Source organism: Paraburkholderia azotifigens, assembly GCF_007995085.1.
GTDB classification, from domain to species: Bacteria; Pseudomonadota; Gammaproteobacteria; order Burkholderiales; family Burkholderiaceae; genus Paraburkholderia; species Paraburkholderia azotifigens.
Window position 1 is genome coordinate 57,936 of the sequence record NZ_VOQS01000003.1, and the last position, 15,108, is coordinate 73,043.

The 15,108-nt window shown below is 63.9% G+C and carries 15 protein-coding genes; 9 read left to right on the plus strand and 6 right to left on the minus strand.

Annotation, left to right across the window (positions count from 1 at the left end):
• Both FRZ40_RS17455 and bluB read left to right on the plus strand, forming a co-directional pair.
• On the plus strand, window positions 1-1,305 hold the full coding sequence (locus FRZ40_RS17455; RefSeq protein ID WP_147234964.1) for a cobyrinic acid a,c-diamide synthase CobB: 1,305 nt from the start codon (window positions 1-3) through the stop codon (window positions 1,303-1,305).
• The gene (bluB, locus tag FRZ40_RS17460) at window positions 1,289-1,993 is read left to right on the plus strand and encodes a 5,6-dimethylbenzimidazole synthase (protein WP_147234965.1); all 705 of its coding nucleotides are present in this window, start codon (window positions 1,289-1,291) and stop codon (window positions 1,991-1,993) included. Before FRZ40_RS17455 ends, bluB begins: the two co-directional genes overlap by 17 nt.
• 20 nt (window positions 1,994-2,013) lie before the next feature.
• Here the strand turns inward: bluB and FRZ40_RS17465 are convergent, their stop codons facing one another.
• Both FRZ40_RS17465 and FRZ40_RS17470 read right to left on the minus strand, forming a co-directional pair.
• A complete protein-coding gene (locus FRZ40_RS17465) occupies window positions 2,014-2,700 on the minus strand; it encodes a response regulator transcription factor (protein ID WP_147234966.1) in 687 nt (228 codons plus the stop codon).
• A gap of 855 nt (window positions 2,701-3,555) precedes the next feature.
• Entirely contained in the window at window positions 3,556-4,350 is a 795-nt protein-coding gene (locus FRZ40_RS17470; protein WP_147234967.1) for a DeoR/GlpR family DNA-binding transcription regulator, read from the minus strand.
• A 232-nt stretch (window positions 4,351-4,582) separates the two neighbouring features.
• On the opposite strand from FRZ40_RS17470, the gene FRZ40_RS17475 reads away from it, so the two are divergent.
• Window positions 4,583-7,066 carry a GcvT family protein gene (locus FRZ40_RS17475; protein ID WP_147234968.1) on the plus strand — a complete coding sequence of 828 codons (2,484 nt, stop codon included), beginning with the start codon at window positions 4,583-4,585 and terminating at the stop codon, window positions 7,064-7,066.
• Between the two features lie 8 nt (window positions 7,067-7,074).
• Here FRZ40_RS17475 and FRZ40_RS17480 read toward each other — a convergent pair whose 3' ends face one another.
• Entirely contained in the window at window positions 7,075-7,962 is an 888-nt protein-coding gene (locus FRZ40_RS17480) for a helix-turn-helix domain-containing protein (RefSeq protein ID WP_147234969.1), read from the minus strand.
• Window positions 7,963-8,155: 193 nt separating this feature from the next.
• Between FRZ40_RS17480 and FRZ40_RS17485 the strand changes: the two genes are divergently transcribed.
• The 3 genes from FRZ40_RS17485 (at window position 8,156) to FRZ40_RS17495 (ending at window position 9,601) form a co-directional block, all read left to right on the plus strand.
• Window positions 8,156-9,037: an NmrA family NAD(P)-binding protein gene (locus tag FRZ40_RS17485; protein WP_147234970.1), complete on the plus strand. Its 882-nt coding sequence runs from the start codon at window positions 8,156-8,158 to the stop codon at window positions 9,035-9,037.
• 21 nt (window positions 9,038-9,058) lie between these two features.
• Window positions 9,059-9,247 (plus strand): hypothetical protein, encoded by a 189-nt coding sequence (locus FRZ40_RS17490; RefSeq protein ID WP_147234971.1) that lies wholly within the window; start codon window positions 9,059-9,061, stop codon window positions 9,245-9,247.
• 75 nt (window positions 9,248-9,322) lie between these two features.
• Complete coding sequence (locus FRZ40_RS17495) at window positions 9,323-9,601, plus strand: hypothetical protein (RefSeq protein WP_147234972.1); 279 nt, start codon at window positions 9,323-9,325, stop codon at window positions 9,599-9,601.
• Between the two features lie 501 nt (window positions 9,602-10,102).
• Here the strand turns inward: FRZ40_RS17495 and ribA are convergent.
• A complete protein-coding gene (ribA, locus tag FRZ40_RS17505) occupies window positions 10,103-10,750 on the minus strand; it encodes a GTP cyclohydrolase II (RefSeq protein WP_028364877.1) in 648 nt (215 codons plus the stop codon).
• Window positions 10,751-11,090: 340 nt separating this feature from the next.
• On the opposite strand from ribA, the gene FRZ40_RS17510 reads away from it, so the two are divergent.
• The gene (locus FRZ40_RS17510) at window positions 11,091-11,525 is read left to right on the plus strand and encodes a CBS domain-containing protein (RefSeq protein ID WP_028364878.1); all 435 of its coding nucleotides are present in this window, start codon (window positions 11,091-11,093) and stop codon (window positions 11,523-11,525) included.
• Window positions 11,526-11,793: 268 nt separating this feature from the next.
• Here the strand turns inward: FRZ40_RS17510 and FRZ40_RS17515 are convergent, their stop codons facing one another.
• Window positions 11,794-12,120, minus strand: a complete 327-nt coding sequence (locus tag FRZ40_RS17515) for a DUF4148 domain-containing protein (RefSeq protein WP_028364879.1) — start codon at window positions 12,118-12,120, stop codon at window positions 11,794-11,796.
• 265 nt (window positions 12,121-12,385) lie between these two features.
• On the minus strand, window positions 12,386-13,018 hold the full coding sequence (locus FRZ40_RS17520) for a DNA-3-methyladenine glycosylase (protein ID WP_147234974.1): 633 nt from the start codon (window positions 13,016-13,018) through the stop codon (window positions 12,386-12,388).
• Between the two features lie 407 nt (window positions 13,019-13,425).
• Here FRZ40_RS17520 and FRZ40_RS17525 point away from each other — a divergent pair, with 407 nt between their 5' ends.
• Window positions 13,426-13,782 (plus strand): BON domain-containing protein, encoded by a 357-nt coding sequence (locus FRZ40_RS17525; RefSeq protein WP_028364881.1) that lies wholly within the window; start codon window positions 13,426-13,428, stop codon window positions 13,780-13,782.
• A 231-nt stretch (window positions 13,783-14,013) separates the two neighbouring features.
• Window positions 14,014-15,102 carry a calcium:cation antiporter gene (locus FRZ40_RS17530; RefSeq protein ID WP_147234975.1) on the plus strand — a complete coding sequence of 363 codons (1,089 nt, stop codon included), beginning with the start codon at window positions 14,014-14,016 and terminating at the stop codon, window positions 15,100-15,102.
• The last annotated feature ends 6 nt before the right edge of the window (window positions 15,103-15,108 follow it).

Sequence of the window (15,108 nt, forward strand, 5' to 3'; positions counted from 1 at the left end):
ATGCCCGCGTGCCCCGCTCTCTTCATCAGCGCACCGGCATCGGGCCAGGGCAAGACGACGGTCACGGCCGCGCTCGCGCGGCATCATCGGCGGATGGGGCGAGACGTGCGCGTGTTCAAGACGGGCCCGGATTTTCTCGACCCGATGATTCTCGCGCGCGCGAGCGGCGCGCCCGTGTTCTCGCTCGACCTGTGGATGGTCGGCGAACGTGCATGCCGCGCGCTGCTCGCGCAGGCCGCGCGCGAAGCGGATCTGATTCTGATTGAAGGCGTGATGGGCCTGTTCGACGGCACGCCGAGCAGCGCCGATCTCGCCGCGACGTTCAACGTGCCCGTCGCCGCCGTGATCTCGGCGAAGGCGATGGCGCAGACCTTCGGCGCCGTCGCGTTCGGCCTTGCGCGCTTTCGCGCGGACGTGCCGTTTCATGGCGTGTTCGCCAATCGCGTCGGCTCGGCGCGCCATGCGCAGATGCTCGAAGAAGCGTTGCCGCGCGATCTGACAATGCTCGGCTATCTGTCGGGCAACGATGCGATCGAATTGCCCGACCGTCATCTGGGCCTGCTGCAGGCGGCGGAAATCGACGATCTCGATGCGCGGCTCGATCGTGCCGCCGATGCACTCGCGTCGACGGCGCTCGCGCAGCTGCCGCCCGCCGTCACGTTCGACGACGCGGCCGGCGACGAGCCTCTCCCACGCCTGCTCGACGGCATGCACGTCGCGATTGCGCGCGACGCCGCGTTTTCATTCATCTATCCGGCAAACGTGCAGTTGCTCGACATGCTCGGCGCGCGTCTCACGTATTTCTCGCCGCTCGCGGATGAACCCGTTCCCGGCGACGCCGACGCACTCTATCTGCCCGGCGGCTATCCCGAACTGCATGCGCCCGCGCTCGCGGCCAACACGCACAGCGCGGCATCGATCCGCGCGCATGCCGGCGCGAACCGCACCATCGTCGCCGAATGCGGCGGCATGCTGTATCTGCTCGACAGCGTCACCGACACACATGGCGTCACGACCCCGATGCTCGGCTTGTTGCCTGGCAACGCAGCCATGCAGACGCGCTTCACCGCGCTCGGCATGCAGCAGATGACCGACAGTGCACACGGCACGTTGACGGGCCACACGTTCCACTACTCGCGCGTGAGCACGCCGCTTACACCCGTGCGCCACGCGACGCGCGCCCAGTCCGACGCGCCCGGCGAAGCCATCTATCGCCAGGGGCCCGTCGTCGCCACTTACATGCACGGCTACTGGCCGTCGAACCCAGCCTTCGCGGCTGCCCTCTTCCATGGCCGAGCCTTTTAACGACGTCGAGCGCGCCGCGGTCTATCGCGCGATCTACGAACGGCGCGACATGCGTCACTTCGTGTCCACGCCCGTCGATCCCGCCGTGCTCGCGCGCCTGATCGATGCCGCGCATCACGCGCCAAGCGTCGGCTACATGCAGCCGTGGCGGATCGGACGCATCACCGACCCCGCGCTGCGGCAACGGCTGCACGCGGCCGTCGAACGCGAGCGCGTGTTGACGGCCGACGCGCTCGGCAAGCGGCGCGACGAGTTCATGAAGCTCAAGGTGGAAGGCATGCTCGAATGCGGCGAGCTGCTGGTGATGGCGCTGATGGATGGCCGCGAGAAGCACGTGTTCGGACGGCGCACGTTGCCCGAAATGGACCTCGCGTCGGTGGCCTGCGCGATTCAGAACATGTGGCTCGCGGCGCGCGCGGAAGGTCTGGGCATGGGTTGGGTGTCGCTGTTCGATGCCGGCGAAGTGCGCACGATGCTCGGCATGCCGGAAGGCGCGCGGCCCGTCGCGCTGCTGTGCCTCGGGCACGTGGAGCACTTCTATCGCGAGCCGATGCTCGAATCGGAAGGCTGGGCCGCGCGCATGCCGCTCGCGGCGTGTCTGTTCGAAAACACGTGGCCCGAAGCGCCACCCGGGCACGAAGGCGACGTTGGTCCGACCACGGTCCAGACCGCTTTAAACGGGCGTTAGAACCGCTCGCGCGATACCTCTCAGGCGTCGCCCTTCTCGATCCGTTCGAGCCGGTATCCGTAGCCGTAAATCGGCATCAGGCGGTAGCCGTTCTCGGGCCGAAGGCCAAGCTTCGTGCGCAGCATCGATACGTGCGTGTCCATCGTGCGCGACGGAATGGCCGCCGCCTGCTTCCAGATCGCGTCGAGAATGTGCGAGCGCGACAGCGGCCGGCTCAGGTGCTTGAACAGCAGCAGCGCCAGCTCGAACTCCTTGTGCGTCAGCGTGACGGCGCTGCCGCGCACGTGCACGCGCTTCGAACCCGGCTCGAACTCGTACTCGCCGAACACTTCCTTCCCGGCCACGGGCTCCCGCGCAAACGCGCCGCGCAGCAGCACGCCCACGCGCGCGAGCAGCGCCGCCGCGCTCACCGGCTTGACGAGATAGTCGTCGGCGTCGACGTCCTGATGCGCGACATCGCTCACGCGGGTCATGAACAGCACGGGCAGCCGCTCGGCGAGATTCTGACGGACCCAGCGCAGCACCTCGTCGCCCGCCAGGCCAGGCGTATGGCGATCCAGCACGAGCAGATCGAACGGCTGGCTGCGCAACTGTCTGACGAGAGCCGGGCCGTCGTCGAATGCATGACACGTGTGTCCCGCCGCCGACAAGGTCCTGCACACGAAGTCGGCTTGCGCCTGAGTCTCCTCCAGAACTGCAATTCTCATAAAACCCCGCAACGCTAATTCATTGTTTCCGTCCGACCGGGAAATGCCCGATGAAGGATGACGACTCACGAATATGAAATTTCAAATCCACATTCGCTGGGTTCTTCAAGCCTTGCATCGAATGTCGGCAAATTGCTCCACATTGCCAGACAATGCCTCGATAGCCCGATATTGCTTTAGGGTCTGTGCGTCTGAGCCGTCAATGCAACAACGGGAATTAAACAGGCGCACAACCCACTTCTTTTGACCGCGCAGTACAAGCGGAATCTTTTTCTTGCGTTTTCCTGCCCGCGCGTTTGCCCGCATCGAACGCCTGAGTGGCCGGGCGTCACGCCAGAAAGGCATGACGCTACGCGCTTTCCGGCCAGGCGTAGTCCTTCTTGTGCGGCTCGAGATGACGTGTGTACTACCGAAAGCCAGTCGACAGACAAATCCGCCGATGCATGGCGGCACTGCATCACGAACATCTCTTTTGCGTGTTCTATTCCACGCATTGGAATAAAAGTTCGTGCCAGTTACCCGGGAGATTTAACAATTCGAACGTCGCCGCAGACGCATTCGATTTAAATCGGGGTGAAGATTATTAGAACGAATTGAATCAGTCAATTAATCTCGCCATTTTTATGTGGCAAGGCGGCCAATTCGTTAAATCGGTCCGATGATACCGATAACTGCCTTATCGGTGCCATATGATCCATTCACGTCAAACGAAACGGCCGCTCAACCTGGTTAGCGGCTTTTGCCGCGCTGCACTTTAGGGCCGTGCATCAACGCGTGCCGCTCGGCGCGTGCGCGCAGCGTTGCGATATCGCGCTGCGTCTTGCGCAGCGGGCAACGCAAGTCCTTTAGCGACGATTAGACGACTTCTTCATTTGTATCGTCGGCAGCGGGCGACGCGCAGATGACTTCGACGCCGGCCTGCGCCAGTACTTTCGACAGTCCCGCCGCCGGCTCGACGTCCGTGACCAGCGTGTCGAGACCTTCCGCGCCAAACACATGCACGAGCGCGCTATGGTCGAACTTCGTGTGATCGGCGGCAATGATGCGGCGCTCGGCTTGCGCAAACGCCGCATGCGCCAGCGCGGCGTCGGCGGGCTGCGCGTCCATGAAGCGCCCTTTCGCGTCGATGGCCGTCACCGACACGATTGCGTGCCTCACATGAAACTGCCGGAAAAACGCGAGCGCGCTTTCGCCGACGGCGGAAGCATCGTCCGCGCGCAGCTCGCCGCCCGCCATCAGCACGCGGTTGTCGTTGCGCGGCGCCAGCAGTCGCGCGACTTCGGCTGAATTGGTCACGACCGTGAGGCGCGCGTGCGATTCGAGCGCCTGCGCGATATGCACGCAGGTCGTGCCGCCGTCGAGCATCAGCGAATCGCCGTCGTCGATCAACTGGGCGACGCGTGCCGCGATTGCGCGTTTCGCCTCGCGCTGTTCGACCATGCGGCGCCGGAACGGCGGCTCGTCGAGCTGCGCGGGCAGCATGATGCCGCCATGCACTTTCACCAGCAGCCCTTCCGCGACGAGCGGCTTGAGATCGCGGCGAATCGTCTCGTCGGACACCTCGAACGTGGCGGCCAGATCCGTGATCGTGCAGGTCTGCCGAGCGCGGACAAGCCGCAGGATCTCGTTCTGTCTGTGAGTGGCGAACATGGCGGCGGGGTCGGGAAATTGGCGCCAGTCTAGCAAACGTGCTTGCGCGGCTTCAATATAAATCCAACCAATTCCACATTCATCATCTCCGAATTCACCTGTGCGGCTTCTCAAACCCATTGCATCTGCCGGATTTTTGCGGCAAAGTACACCACAACACACTTCCACATATTTCCACGCAAATCCACGCACATCCACGGAACAACGCCACATTTCTCGCGAGACGCCAGACATGTCAACTCCACTTCCGACTCAGGCACGCGTCGTCATCGTCGGCGGCGGCATCATCGGATGCTCGGTTGCCTATCACCTCACGAAGCTCGGCTGGACGGACGTCGTGCTGCTCGAACAGGGCCAGCTTTCATGCGGGACCACCTGGCATGCAGCCGGTCTCGTCGGCCAGTTGCGCGCGCAGGAAAGCATGACGAAGCTGATCCGCTACTCGACGGCGCTCTATGCTGAACTCGAGGCCGACACGGGGCTCGCGACGGGGTGGAAGCAATGCGGCTCGCTGTCCGTCGCGAGGACGGCGGAACGCATGACGCAACTGCGGCGCACGGCCGCCGTCGCGCGCGCCTATGGCGTGACTTGCGATGTGATCGGACGGAAGGAAGCGGGCGAGCTGTGGCCGCCGATGCGCACCGACGACCTGCTCGGCGCCGTCTGGCTGCCCGGCGACGGCAAGGCGAATCCGACCGACCTGACCCAGGCCCTCGCGCGCGGCGCACGCCGGCGTGGCGCGCGCATCGTCGAAAATACGCGCGTCGCCGCGATTCACACGCGGCCCGAGGTGAAGGGCCGCGCAGCGAGCGGCGTCGCGTGGCGCGACAAGCAAGGCGATGAAGGCACGATCGCGGCGGAGATCGTCGTCAACTGCGCGGGGCAATGGGCGAAGAGCGTCGGGCGCCTGTGCGGCGTCACGGTGCCGCTGCATTCGGCCGAGCACTACTACATCGTCACGGAACGCATTGCGGGCGTGCATCCCGACCTGCCCGTGATGCGCGACCCCGACGGCTACATCTACTTCAAGGAAGAAGTGGGCGGACTCGTGATGGGCGGCTTCGAACCCGACGCGAAACCGTGGGGCATGAACGGCATTCCTGAGAATTTCGAATTCCAGCTGCTGCCCGACGACTGGGATCAATTCCAGATCCTGATGGAGAACGCGCTGCGACGCGTGCCCGCATTGGAAACGGCACAGGTGCGCCAGTTCTACAACGGCCCTGAGTCGTTCACGCCCGACAACAACTTCATGCTGGGCGAAGCGCCCGAGTTGCGCAATTTCTATGTCGGCGCGGGCTTCAACTCAATGGGCATTGCGTCAGCGGGCGGAGCGGGCATGGCGCTCGCCGAGTGGATCGTCGCGGGCGAGCCGACGATGGACCTGTGGCCCGTCGACATCCGCCGCTTCGCGCGCTTCAACGGCAACGACGCGTGGCTGCACGACCGCGTGAAAGAGACGCTCGGCCTGCACTACGCGATGCCCTGGCCGAATCGCGAACTCGATAGCGCGCGGCCCTTCCGCCGCTCGCCGCTGTATGCGCAGCTGCGAGACGACGGCGCCTGCTTCGGCAGCAAGATGGGCTGGGAGCGCGCGAACTTCTTTGCGCCGAGTCCCGAACAGGCGCGCATCGACTATTCGTTCGGCCAGCAGAACTGGCTGCCGTGGAGCGGCGACGAACATCGCGCGTGCCGCGACGGTGTCGCACTGTTCGATCTGACGTCGTTCTCCAAGTTTCTCGTCAAGGGACGCGATGCCGAAGCCGTGCTGCAACGAATCGTCGCGAACGATGTCGCCGTTCCGCCGGGCACGGCTGTCTACACGGGCATGTTCAACGAGCGCGGCGGCTACGAATCGGACTTCACGCTCACGCGTCTGAGCGACGATCAATATCTGCTCGTCACGGGCTCCGCGCAAACCACGCGCGACTTCGACACGATCGACAAATGCATTCCGCCCGACAGCCATTGCGTGCTGGTCGACGTGACGAGCCAATACGCGGTGCTCGCCTTGATGGGTCCGCGTGCGCGCGATCTGCTTGCGAGCGTGTCGAAGGCCGACTGGAGCAACGGGGCATTCGCTTTCGGACAGAGCCGGGAAGTGGATATTGGCTATGCAACGGTGCGCGCGACGCGCATCACGTATGTTGGCGAACTCGGCTGGGAACTGTACGTGCCCGTCGAATTCGCGGCCGGTGTTTATGAAGCGCTGCAGGCGGCCGGACAGCAGTTCGGCCTGAAAAACGCGGGCTATTACGCGCTCGACTCGTTGCGGATCGAGAAAGGCTACCGTGCATGGGGACGCGAGCTGTCGCCGGATACGAATCCCTTCGAAGCGGGCCTCGCGTTCGCCTGCAAGCTCGACAAGGACATGCCTTTCATCGGACGCGATGCGCTCGTCAGGCTGCGCGACGAGCCGCTGCGTCGACGCCTCGTCGTATTCACCGCTGACGGCGCGAGCGATCGCATGTTGTGGGGCGGCGAAGCGATCATGCGCGACGGCATCGCCGTTGGCTTCGTTTCGTCGGCGGCGTTCGGGCATACGCTTGGCTGCCCGGTCGCGATGGGCTACGTCAAGCGCAACGACAACGCCGCGCTCGACGATGCGTGGCTCACGGGCGGCCGCTATCAGATCGATGTGGCGGGCGAACTGCTCGACGCCACGCTGCATCTGAAAGCACCCTACGATCCCGCTTCGACGCGCATCAAAAGCTGATTTACACGCTAGCGCGCAACGATGAGCCGCACGGCATCATTGCGCGCGATCTCGCGCGGCGTCACGCCGAGCAGGCGTTTCATCCAGTGCGCCATGTGGCTCTGATGCGCAAAACCCACGTCGAGCGCGACCTGGCTCGCGCTCAGGCGGCCTTGCTGCAGCAGCGCCCTGGCCCGCTCGACGCGCCGCTGCACCACATGCCGATGCACGGGCACGCCCATCGTCTCGCGAAACAGAACCTTGAAATGCGGCACGCTCAATTCGACGAGCGCGGCCAGTTCGGTCAGCGTCAGACGTTCGTCGAGATGCGCCTCGATATAGTCGATCACGCGCGCGGCCGCGCGTGGCGACAACGTGCGCCGCTTGCCGCCGTCAGGTGTCGCGGCGCCGGCGAGCCGCACGATCAGCGCCGTGCACACGCTCTCGGCGTAGAGCGGATCGGAGGCGTCGTCGGCTTCGAGTTCCGCACGCATCGCCCACGCCAGATGCTGCACGCGCGCGTCGCGTAGCTGGAACTGCGGGCGGATCTGCGCATGCGCGGCGCGCAGACCGAGTTGATCCAGCGTGGTGAGCACGAAGTCGTTCGCGAACCAGATACGCAGCACCGTGCAGTTGGCGTCGTCGGACCATTCGCCGTCAAGGCCTGCGGGAACCACGTCGGCGTCGCCGTGCGCCTGAATGCGCGCGGACCGTTTGCCGTTGCAACGGCAAACGGCACGAACGGGCGCGCCGACATGCACGCCGACGCGATGCTGCGCGATCGCCGGAAGACGATGCATGCCCGCCGAAATGCCGATCATTTCCGCGCCGAAGCCCGACCAGCCGAGCGACGCGCTCGACAGCAGGCTTTGCCGCGTGCCCGTGTGCGGCGCCAACGCGGGGAGAACTGCATTCATCGCTTGTTCCTCGTTCCGTCATCCGATTGCCGCATTGTGCTGCGTTTTGCGCGCGCGTGCTGGCTGATGTTTCCGTGGTGCGAATGCGGCGCGCAGATCGTCATCCGGATCTGTCGCGGATCATCTTTTCATGCGCGTTTGCCGCCTTGCCTCCACGTACGCTCTATCCGCATGCAACTCAAGGAGACGGACGATGTACGTGATATTCGGCGCATCAGGCAACGTGGGACGCGCGGCGGCAACCGCGTTGAGACATGCGGGACATGACGTGCGCGCCGTCGTGCGCGATCCGGCGCAGCGCGAGACATTCACGCGCATCGGCTGCGAAACGGTGCATGGCGATCTCGACGACGAATCGTCGCTGCATCGCGCGCTCGACGGTGCGCACGCGGTACAGATGCTCTGCCCGCTTCCGCATCGCGACCCCGACCCGGCCAGCGCGATGCATCGCATGATCGGGACGGCCGCGCGTGCGCTGCGCGCGCATCCGCATCTGCATGTCGTCGCACTGTCCGACTATGGCGCCGAACGGGACGAAGGCACGGGCATCACGATGCTGTTCCACGAGCTCGAAGCGGTATTCAAGGAAAGCGTGCCGCGCCTCACGCTGCTGCGTTCGGCGGAACACATGCACAACTGGGCACGCGTGCTGCCCGTCGCGCTCGCGACGGGGCGGCTGCCGAGTCTGCATCATCCTGTCGACAGGCGGTTTCCGACTGTGGCCGCGCAGGACGTCGGTGTGCTTGCCGCGCAATTGCTCAGCGAAGCGCGCGATGACGACGGCGTTCGCATCGTGAGTATCGAAGGTCCGAGCCGTTACGATGCGAACGATGTCGCACGCGCTTTCAGCGAAGCAACGGGCCGCGACATCGCTGCGCTCGCCTTGCCTCGCAGTGAATGGACGGCGACACTGTTGCGCTCGGGACTCGGCACGAATCACGCGAAGCTCATCACGGATCTCTACGATGCGCAGAATGCCGGGCGTATCGACGTCGATCCACGTACCGAGCGGCGCTTCGGAACGACGTCGCTGAATGACGCGTTGGCCGCATCGACGCGCACCGTCGACGCGTGACACGTTCACAGGAGCTTGCACATGCCGTGCTGTCCTTTGACACATACCGTTCATGCGCGGCCTGCTCAACGCGACGACGCGCGGCCGTTCGATCTGCGCAGGACGTTATATACATTCGCGATGGGAATCGCCGCGGGGCTGGGCTGGCATCGGCTGGAGCAACTGCTGAGCGCGATACCCGACAGCAATGACGATTTCATGATCTTCTGACGCCATTAAAAGCGACTATGCTTTTATTGACCTCACAGTCGAGGCGAATTGGGCGAACCGTCGGGAACTCAGATCATGAAGTACGCAATCTCGCTGCTGGCAATCGCTGCTGCCTGTGTACCCGCGTCAGCTTTGGCTCAAGCCAATGCGGGCGGCTACTACATGCCGATTCCTCCTCCTCCGCCGCCGGCGACCTACCAATCCCGCTTCGCACCGCCGGGCGCTTATGGAGCGCCGGGCACCTACGTCTACCAGACCAGTCCGCCGCCAGCCGTTTATTCCGCGCCGCCCGTCAACCATGGCTATGGCAATAGACAGAGCGGCAATTGGCACGGAAGTTACCGTCGCTGGTAATCAACGGCAGGTCGCATCGAGGGCCAGGCATCACTTGTCGTCCACCGCATCGTGGACGCAACTCTTCTCGTTACCAGAAGGCTGTTTTCGCGCAGGCGCGCATTCTTCGCATTCGATTCCTCCCTCGTCACGTTCCCGTTTGCATCGAACGAACGTGACGCGTTTCTGACTTAAGGTGGGAGCTTCATGACGAACCAGGCAGTTATCGCAGTCGATATTCAGAACGACTATTTCGCTGGAGGCAAGTAGACATTGGCGGAAGTCGATGCCGCTTTAGATAATGCGAGTGCTGTCATCGAGGCCGCGAGAAAGAACGGCGACCTCGTCGTTCATATCCAGCATGGCGGCACCAGGCTTCGGCTACGCGAAACTGGTGTCTGCGGCGGAGTTCACGGGTTGATTCGCCCGGCGCGGGTATCGCGAAGGCTTCGCGTTGCCGGGGAATGTTTTGATGCGTGAGAGCCTTTGCTGAAGCCGCTCTCACGTCGATACGATTTTCTACTACTCGTTTTCTTCGAAGTAGTGCCCAAACTTCACCTGCTTGGTGCGGATATAGCGCTCGTTCTCCTCGCGCATCGGAATCGCGAGTGCCACACGTTCGCAAACGGGAATGCCGTGCTTCGACAGCGAGTCGAACTTCTTCGGGTTGTTGCTCATCAGCCGCACCGACGTCACCTTCAGCAGACGCAGAATGGCGGCCGCCGAATCGTATTCGCGTGAATCGTCGGGCAGGCCGAGGTCGAGATTGGCTTCGACGGTATCGCGGCCCTGCTCCTGCAGCGCATACGCGCGGATCTTGTTCGACAGGCCGATGCCGCGCCCTTCATGACCGCGCAGATACAGCAGCACGCCACAGCCTTCCGCCGCGATATAGCGCAGCGCGAGATCGAGTTGCTCGCCGCAGTCGCAACGGTACGAGCCGAGCACGTCGCCCGTCAGACACTCGGAGTGCAGGCGCGTGAGCACCGACTGCTTGCTCTCGACATCGCCCATGACGAGCGCGAAATGCTCGGCGCCCGAGTCGTTCACGCGAAACACGTAGGATGTGAAGGTGCCGTAGCGGGTGGGAAGCATGGCGGTCGCGTCGAGCGTGACGCATTCGCCGGTGATTGCGCCGTCAGCTAGCGACGGATCGTGAGACATGGGCATGGCATTAGCGGAATTGCGGACATGAACCCGTGAACGACCGGGGATAAAGTACAGAAGCGGAGTTTACCGCTAAACGGCGAATTGTACCTGGCAGCCGCTTCGCGTTGGTGCGCATGGGGCAATACGGTGCATCCGCCGATGCATCGCGCCTTCGCCGTGCAGCTGGACCGTCGATTTGCATGACATGCGTGCCAGTCCACACGAAACCAGGCGAAGCGAGCGTCGCCGCAGCCGTCGTCCACGCCTATACTTGACTTGCGCTTGATCTGCGCTTGACGTGCCTCTCCTTCACCCCAGCGCGCCGCGGCCGGGCGTGCTGCACCGCAAACGGAGCCGCTCCATGACTAGCGTTGCACAAGTCCTCAAATCGAAGCCGAATCAAGACGTCTACACGATCGAAGCAGCCGATTCCGTCTACGAGGCCGTCAAGCTGATGGCCGAGAAGCAGATCGGCGCACTGATCGTCAAGGAAAACGGGGCGATCGCGGGGATCGTCACCGAACGCGACTATGCGCGCAAGATCGTGCTGATGGACCGTTCGTCGAAGACAACGCCCGTACGCGACATCATGAGCAGCGCCGTGCGCTTCGTGCGCCCGGAGCAGACCACGGACGAATGCATGGCGCTGATGACGGAACGCCGCATGCGTCACCTTCCCGTGCTGGAGAACGACCAGCTGATCGGCATGGTGTCGATCGGCGACCTCGTGAAGAACATCATCGCCGAGCAGCAGTTCACGATTCAGCAACTCGAGCATTACATACACGGCGCATGATTCTCTGAGCGCGGATCGTGGCGGCAACCGTATGCCGCTGCAACGTCCCCTCCGCAAGCCAGCAAAAAAAGCCCAATCCGCGAGGTTGGGCTAAGCCACCTTGCGGCGGCGGAGGTTCATGCTTTCGTGAACGGCGGCGCGGGGAACGTTTTTCCGTCCTCTTTCCGTCCTGGTGCCGCCGTCTGGATGTCTGTCATACGGGCTTCATGCCTGCGCCGAAGCCGCGCAGGCCGGGCCGTGAACACCGAGGCCCGGTTGCCGTCATCGATTAATGACCGAAGTACACGCCTTGCGCCGGGTTCAGCGTCTTCGCACCCGCTTGCGACGAACCGTTGGTCGACGCACCGTAACCCGTGTCGGCAACGGTGGCTTGCGCCACTGCACCGTTTTGCGCCGAGACGCGCGATTCGGCAGCCTGGATGTCGGCCGGATAGGTCGAGTCAACCGCCGTCGCCGGGTTGTAGCCGGCCTTTTCCAGCTGGACCAGTTGTGCGCGGACTTCAGCGCGGGTCACGGGCTGGTTCGACTGGGCGAACGACACAGCGGGAACGGCGAGAACGGCAGCGAGGGCAACAGCCTTGAGCAGGGATTTCATGGTAACTACCTCCAGAAGTTGTTTTGTCAGGCGCTTCACTCATCTGTTTGTGAAGCAAGTGACGCCAGTTTAGCCACCAGCCGACCAAGGGAAAACCCCTATCCCGGAGATACTTAATTGCGCTGATTGCAAAAGTCGAGTCGTGCTGCAAGCCTCTGTCAATGCTCGCGATAGCGCGGCGTAATAATGTCGGGACATATCGGCGCAACGAGTCGATATGGCACCCATACCCGCCGCCACACGCGAAAACCGGCCGATATGCCCGTTACGAGGACGCCGGCGTCACGCCCGACAGCAGCTTGCGCGGTCCGCTGACGAACGGGCTGCCGGGCACATAGAAGCGCAGGAGCCGGTGCGTCTCGCGTGCGATGCCGATACGCGTCGTGACGGCAAACGGCGTGGGCGCATGGCCCGCCGTGCCGAGCCACAAGCCGTGGCCCGTGCACAGATCGGCGCCGTCGAAGCCGGGCCCGATACCCAGTGCAAGCGCGAGCCGCCCCGGCCCGCGCGTCAGATCGCGCGGCTTCGTGCCAGGCCGGCGCGCCCGCATCCATTCGATGCCCTCGACGGGCTCCAGCGCCCGGATCAGCGCGGCTGCGCCCGTCCCTTCGCCTTCACTGACCACGTTGATCACGTTGTAGACGCCGTATGTGAGCCGCACGTAGGCGTGCCCGCGCTCGAGGAACATCGAGCCGTTGAAGGCACGCCGCCCAGGATACGCATGATTGGTCGAATCGCCGACGGGATACGCCTCCGTCTCGACGATCCGTCCCGCAACGCGCCCTTCAGGCAGGTCGTGGACCAGGTATTTACCCAGTAAGAAGCGTGCAAGGTCAACCGTATCGACGGGAAGATCGTTGCGATGTAGAGGAACGAGGGAAAGCGCCGTTTTCGCCATGCGAGGATGTGCCGGATGTGCAGTGCCGGGACCGTGTGCAGCATGATGGCGCGCCGCGCGGATTCATGCACGGCGCACGTCGAATGCGTGCACACGGGTGCGAACGGGTACAAACGGGTGCAAACGGGTACAAGCAGCATCGATCCGTTGTAGCAATGCCGCATCCCGGCGACCCTTTGTCTTCATTGTGGAACCAATTGAGGTATCGTTACTGTCCTGTCAGCCGCATCGGTGATTCGGGCGTGCCAGTTCTCACGGCAAGCCGCGCGGTGCGTAGACAGCTTGCAGCCGTTTTCATCCCAGAAGTAAAGAAGTGGTAGTGCAGTGGTATCGCGCGTGAAGAACCCGCTCGCCGGGCGAGTTTCAGGCGCGACACCGTCGCAAATCATGACAACAGGAGAAAGTGAATGAAGGCGATCCAGGCAATCAAGATGGTAGGTGCAGCACTCGTGGTTCTCGCATCGGTCAATGCTTACGCTCAGGCCAGCGATGCCGACATGACGGCTCAGCCGAGCGCCAAGCAGACCGCGAAGGCAGCCAAGTCGGCTGACCGCGCACTCGCGAAGAAGGTGCGCGGCGCGCTGGCGAAAGCCAAGGACATCAGCGTCGCCAACATCACGGTTCGTGCGAAGAGCGGTGCTGTGACGCTGCAAGGCTCGGTGCCGGAGCAGCCGCAAGTCGACAAGGCAACGCAGGTTGCGCAAGGCGTCGAGGGCGTGACGTCCGTGAAGAACGCGCTGACGATCCGCCCGGTCGGCCAGTAAGTTCGCCGCAGCGCCTGCTCGCGTCCGCATGCGGACGCAATAGCCGGACAACGCACCGCTCCTCGTCACGAGGAGCGGTGTTTTTCTTTGTGGCGCGCATTTTTTGCGCTCCCGTCACACCGCCCGCCTCTCCGGCTGGTTTAATCTCCCTGCTATGCGTGCCGCCCGTCGATGGTGCACAGGCGCTCCCGCGCGAACGGCCACACGAACAACAACAAACGGACTGAACCCATGGCATCGACATCGCCCGTATTGCCCCGCTGGACGATTGCAGCGCCCATCATCGCGTGGCTCGTGCTCGGCGCCGCTTATGCGCTGCCCGAAAACGGCCTGCTGACGGCGCTCGCCGCCGTTGCGCTGGCGGGCTCGGTGTTCGCAGGCGTGCATCACGCGGAAGTGGTCGCGCACCGGGTCGGCGAGCCGTTCGGCACGCTCGTGCTGGCCATCGCCGTGACGGTGATCGAAGTGGCGCTGATCGTCTCCGTGATGCTGTCGGCGGGGCCGGAGAAAGCGGGTCTCGCGCGCGACACGGTGTTCGCCGCCGTGATGATCGTGTGCAACGGCATCGTCGGGATCTGCCTTTTAGTGGGCGGCTTGCAGCATCGCGAGCAGGGCTTTCAGATCCGCGGCGCCAGCGCGGCGCTGGCCGTGCTCGCGTCGCTTTCCGTGTTGACGATGGTGATGCCCAACTACACCAGCGTCGCGCTCGGCCCCGCGCTCAGCGACTCGCAGCTCGCGTTTGCGGGCGTCTCGTCGCTGGTGCTGTACGGCGTGTTCGTGTTCGTGCAGACCGTGCGCCACCGCGATTATTTTCTCGCCGACGCCCGTGCAGGCGATGAAAACGTGCACGCCGAACCACCCGGCACGCGCGTCGCCATGGTGAGCGCCGGCTTGCTCGTGGTGAGTCTCGTCGCCGTCGTGCTGCTGGCGAAGGTGCTGTCGCCCGTCGTCGAGCGCGCTGTGCTCGAAGCAGGCGCGCCTGCCGCCGTGGTCGGCATCGTGATCGCCGCGCTCGTGCTGCTGCCCGAAGGACTCGCTGCCGTGCGCGCTGCGCGCGCCGACCGCCTGCAGACCAGCCTGAATCTCGCACTTGGCTCGGCGCTCGCGAGCATCGGCCTGACGATACCGACCGTCGCGCTGGTGTTCATCTGGACGGGCCGCCCGCTCGTGCTCGGCATCGACGGCAAGGACACCGTGCTGCTCACGCTGACGCTGCTGATCAGCACGCTCACGCTGGGCACGGGCCGCACGACGATCCTGCAAGGCGCCGTGCATCTGTCGCTGTTCGCCGCGTATCTGTTTCTGTCTTTCGCACCCTGAGGCAAG

Bases quoted from the DNA above. Each gene is read 5' to 3' on its own strand.
- FRZ40_RS17455 (WP_147234964.1), top strand. From the start codon at position 1: ATGCCCGCGTGCCCCGCTCTCTTCATCAGCGCACCGGCATCGGGCCAG.
- bluB (WP_147234965.1), top strand. From the start codon at position 1,289: ATGGCCGAGCCTTTTAACGACGTCGAGCGCGCCGCGGTCTATCGCGCG.
- FRZ40_RS17465 (WP_147234966.1), bottom strand. From the start codon at position 2,700: ATGAGAATTGCAGTTCTGGAGGAGACTCAGGCGCAAGCCGACTTCGTG.
- FRZ40_RS17470 (WP_147234967.1), bottom strand. From the start codon at position 4,350: ATGTTCGCCACTCACAGACAGAACGAGATCCTGCGGCTTGTCCGCGCT.
- FRZ40_RS17475 (WP_147234968.1), top strand. From the start codon at position 4,583: ATGTCAACTCCACTTCCGACTCAGGCACGCGTCGTCATCGTCGGCGGC.
- FRZ40_RS17480 (WP_147234969.1), bottom strand. From the start codon at position 7,962: ATGAATGCAGTTCTCCCCGCGTTGGCGCCGCACACGGGCACGCGGCAA.
- FRZ40_RS17485 (WP_147234970.1), top strand. From the start codon at position 8,156: ATGTACGTGATATTCGGCGCATCAGGCAACGTGGGACGCGCGGCGGCA.
- FRZ40_RS17490 (WP_147234971.1), top strand. From the start codon at position 9,059: ATGCCGTGCTGTCCTTTGACACATACCGTTCATGCGCGGCCTGCTCAA.
- FRZ40_RS17495 (WP_147234972.1), top strand. From the start codon at position 9,323: ATGAAGTACGCAATCTCGCTGCTGGCAATCGCTGCTGCCTGTGTACCC.
- ribA (WP_028364877.1), bottom strand. From the start codon at position 10,750: ATGCCCATGTCTCACGATCCGTCGCTAGCTGACGGCGCAATCACCGGC.
- FRZ40_RS17510 (WP_028364878.1), top strand. From the start codon at position 11,091: ATGACTAGCGTTGCACAAGTCCTCAAATCGAAGCCGAATCAAGACGTC.
- FRZ40_RS17515 (WP_028364879.1), bottom strand. From the start codon at position 12,120: ATGAAATCCCTGCTCAAGGCTGTTGCCCTCGCTGCCGTTCTCGCCGTT.
- FRZ40_RS17520 (WP_147234974.1), bottom strand. From the start codon at position 13,018: ATGGCGAAAACGGCGCTTTCCCTCGTTCCTCTACATCGCAACGATCTT.
- FRZ40_RS17525 (WP_028364881.1), top strand. From the start codon at position 13,426: ATGAAGGCGATCCAGGCAATCAAGATGGTAGGTGCAGCACTCGTGGTT.
- FRZ40_RS17530 (WP_147234975.1), top strand. From the start codon at position 14,014: ATGGCATCGACATCGCCCGTATTGCCCCGCTGGACGATTGCAGCGCCC.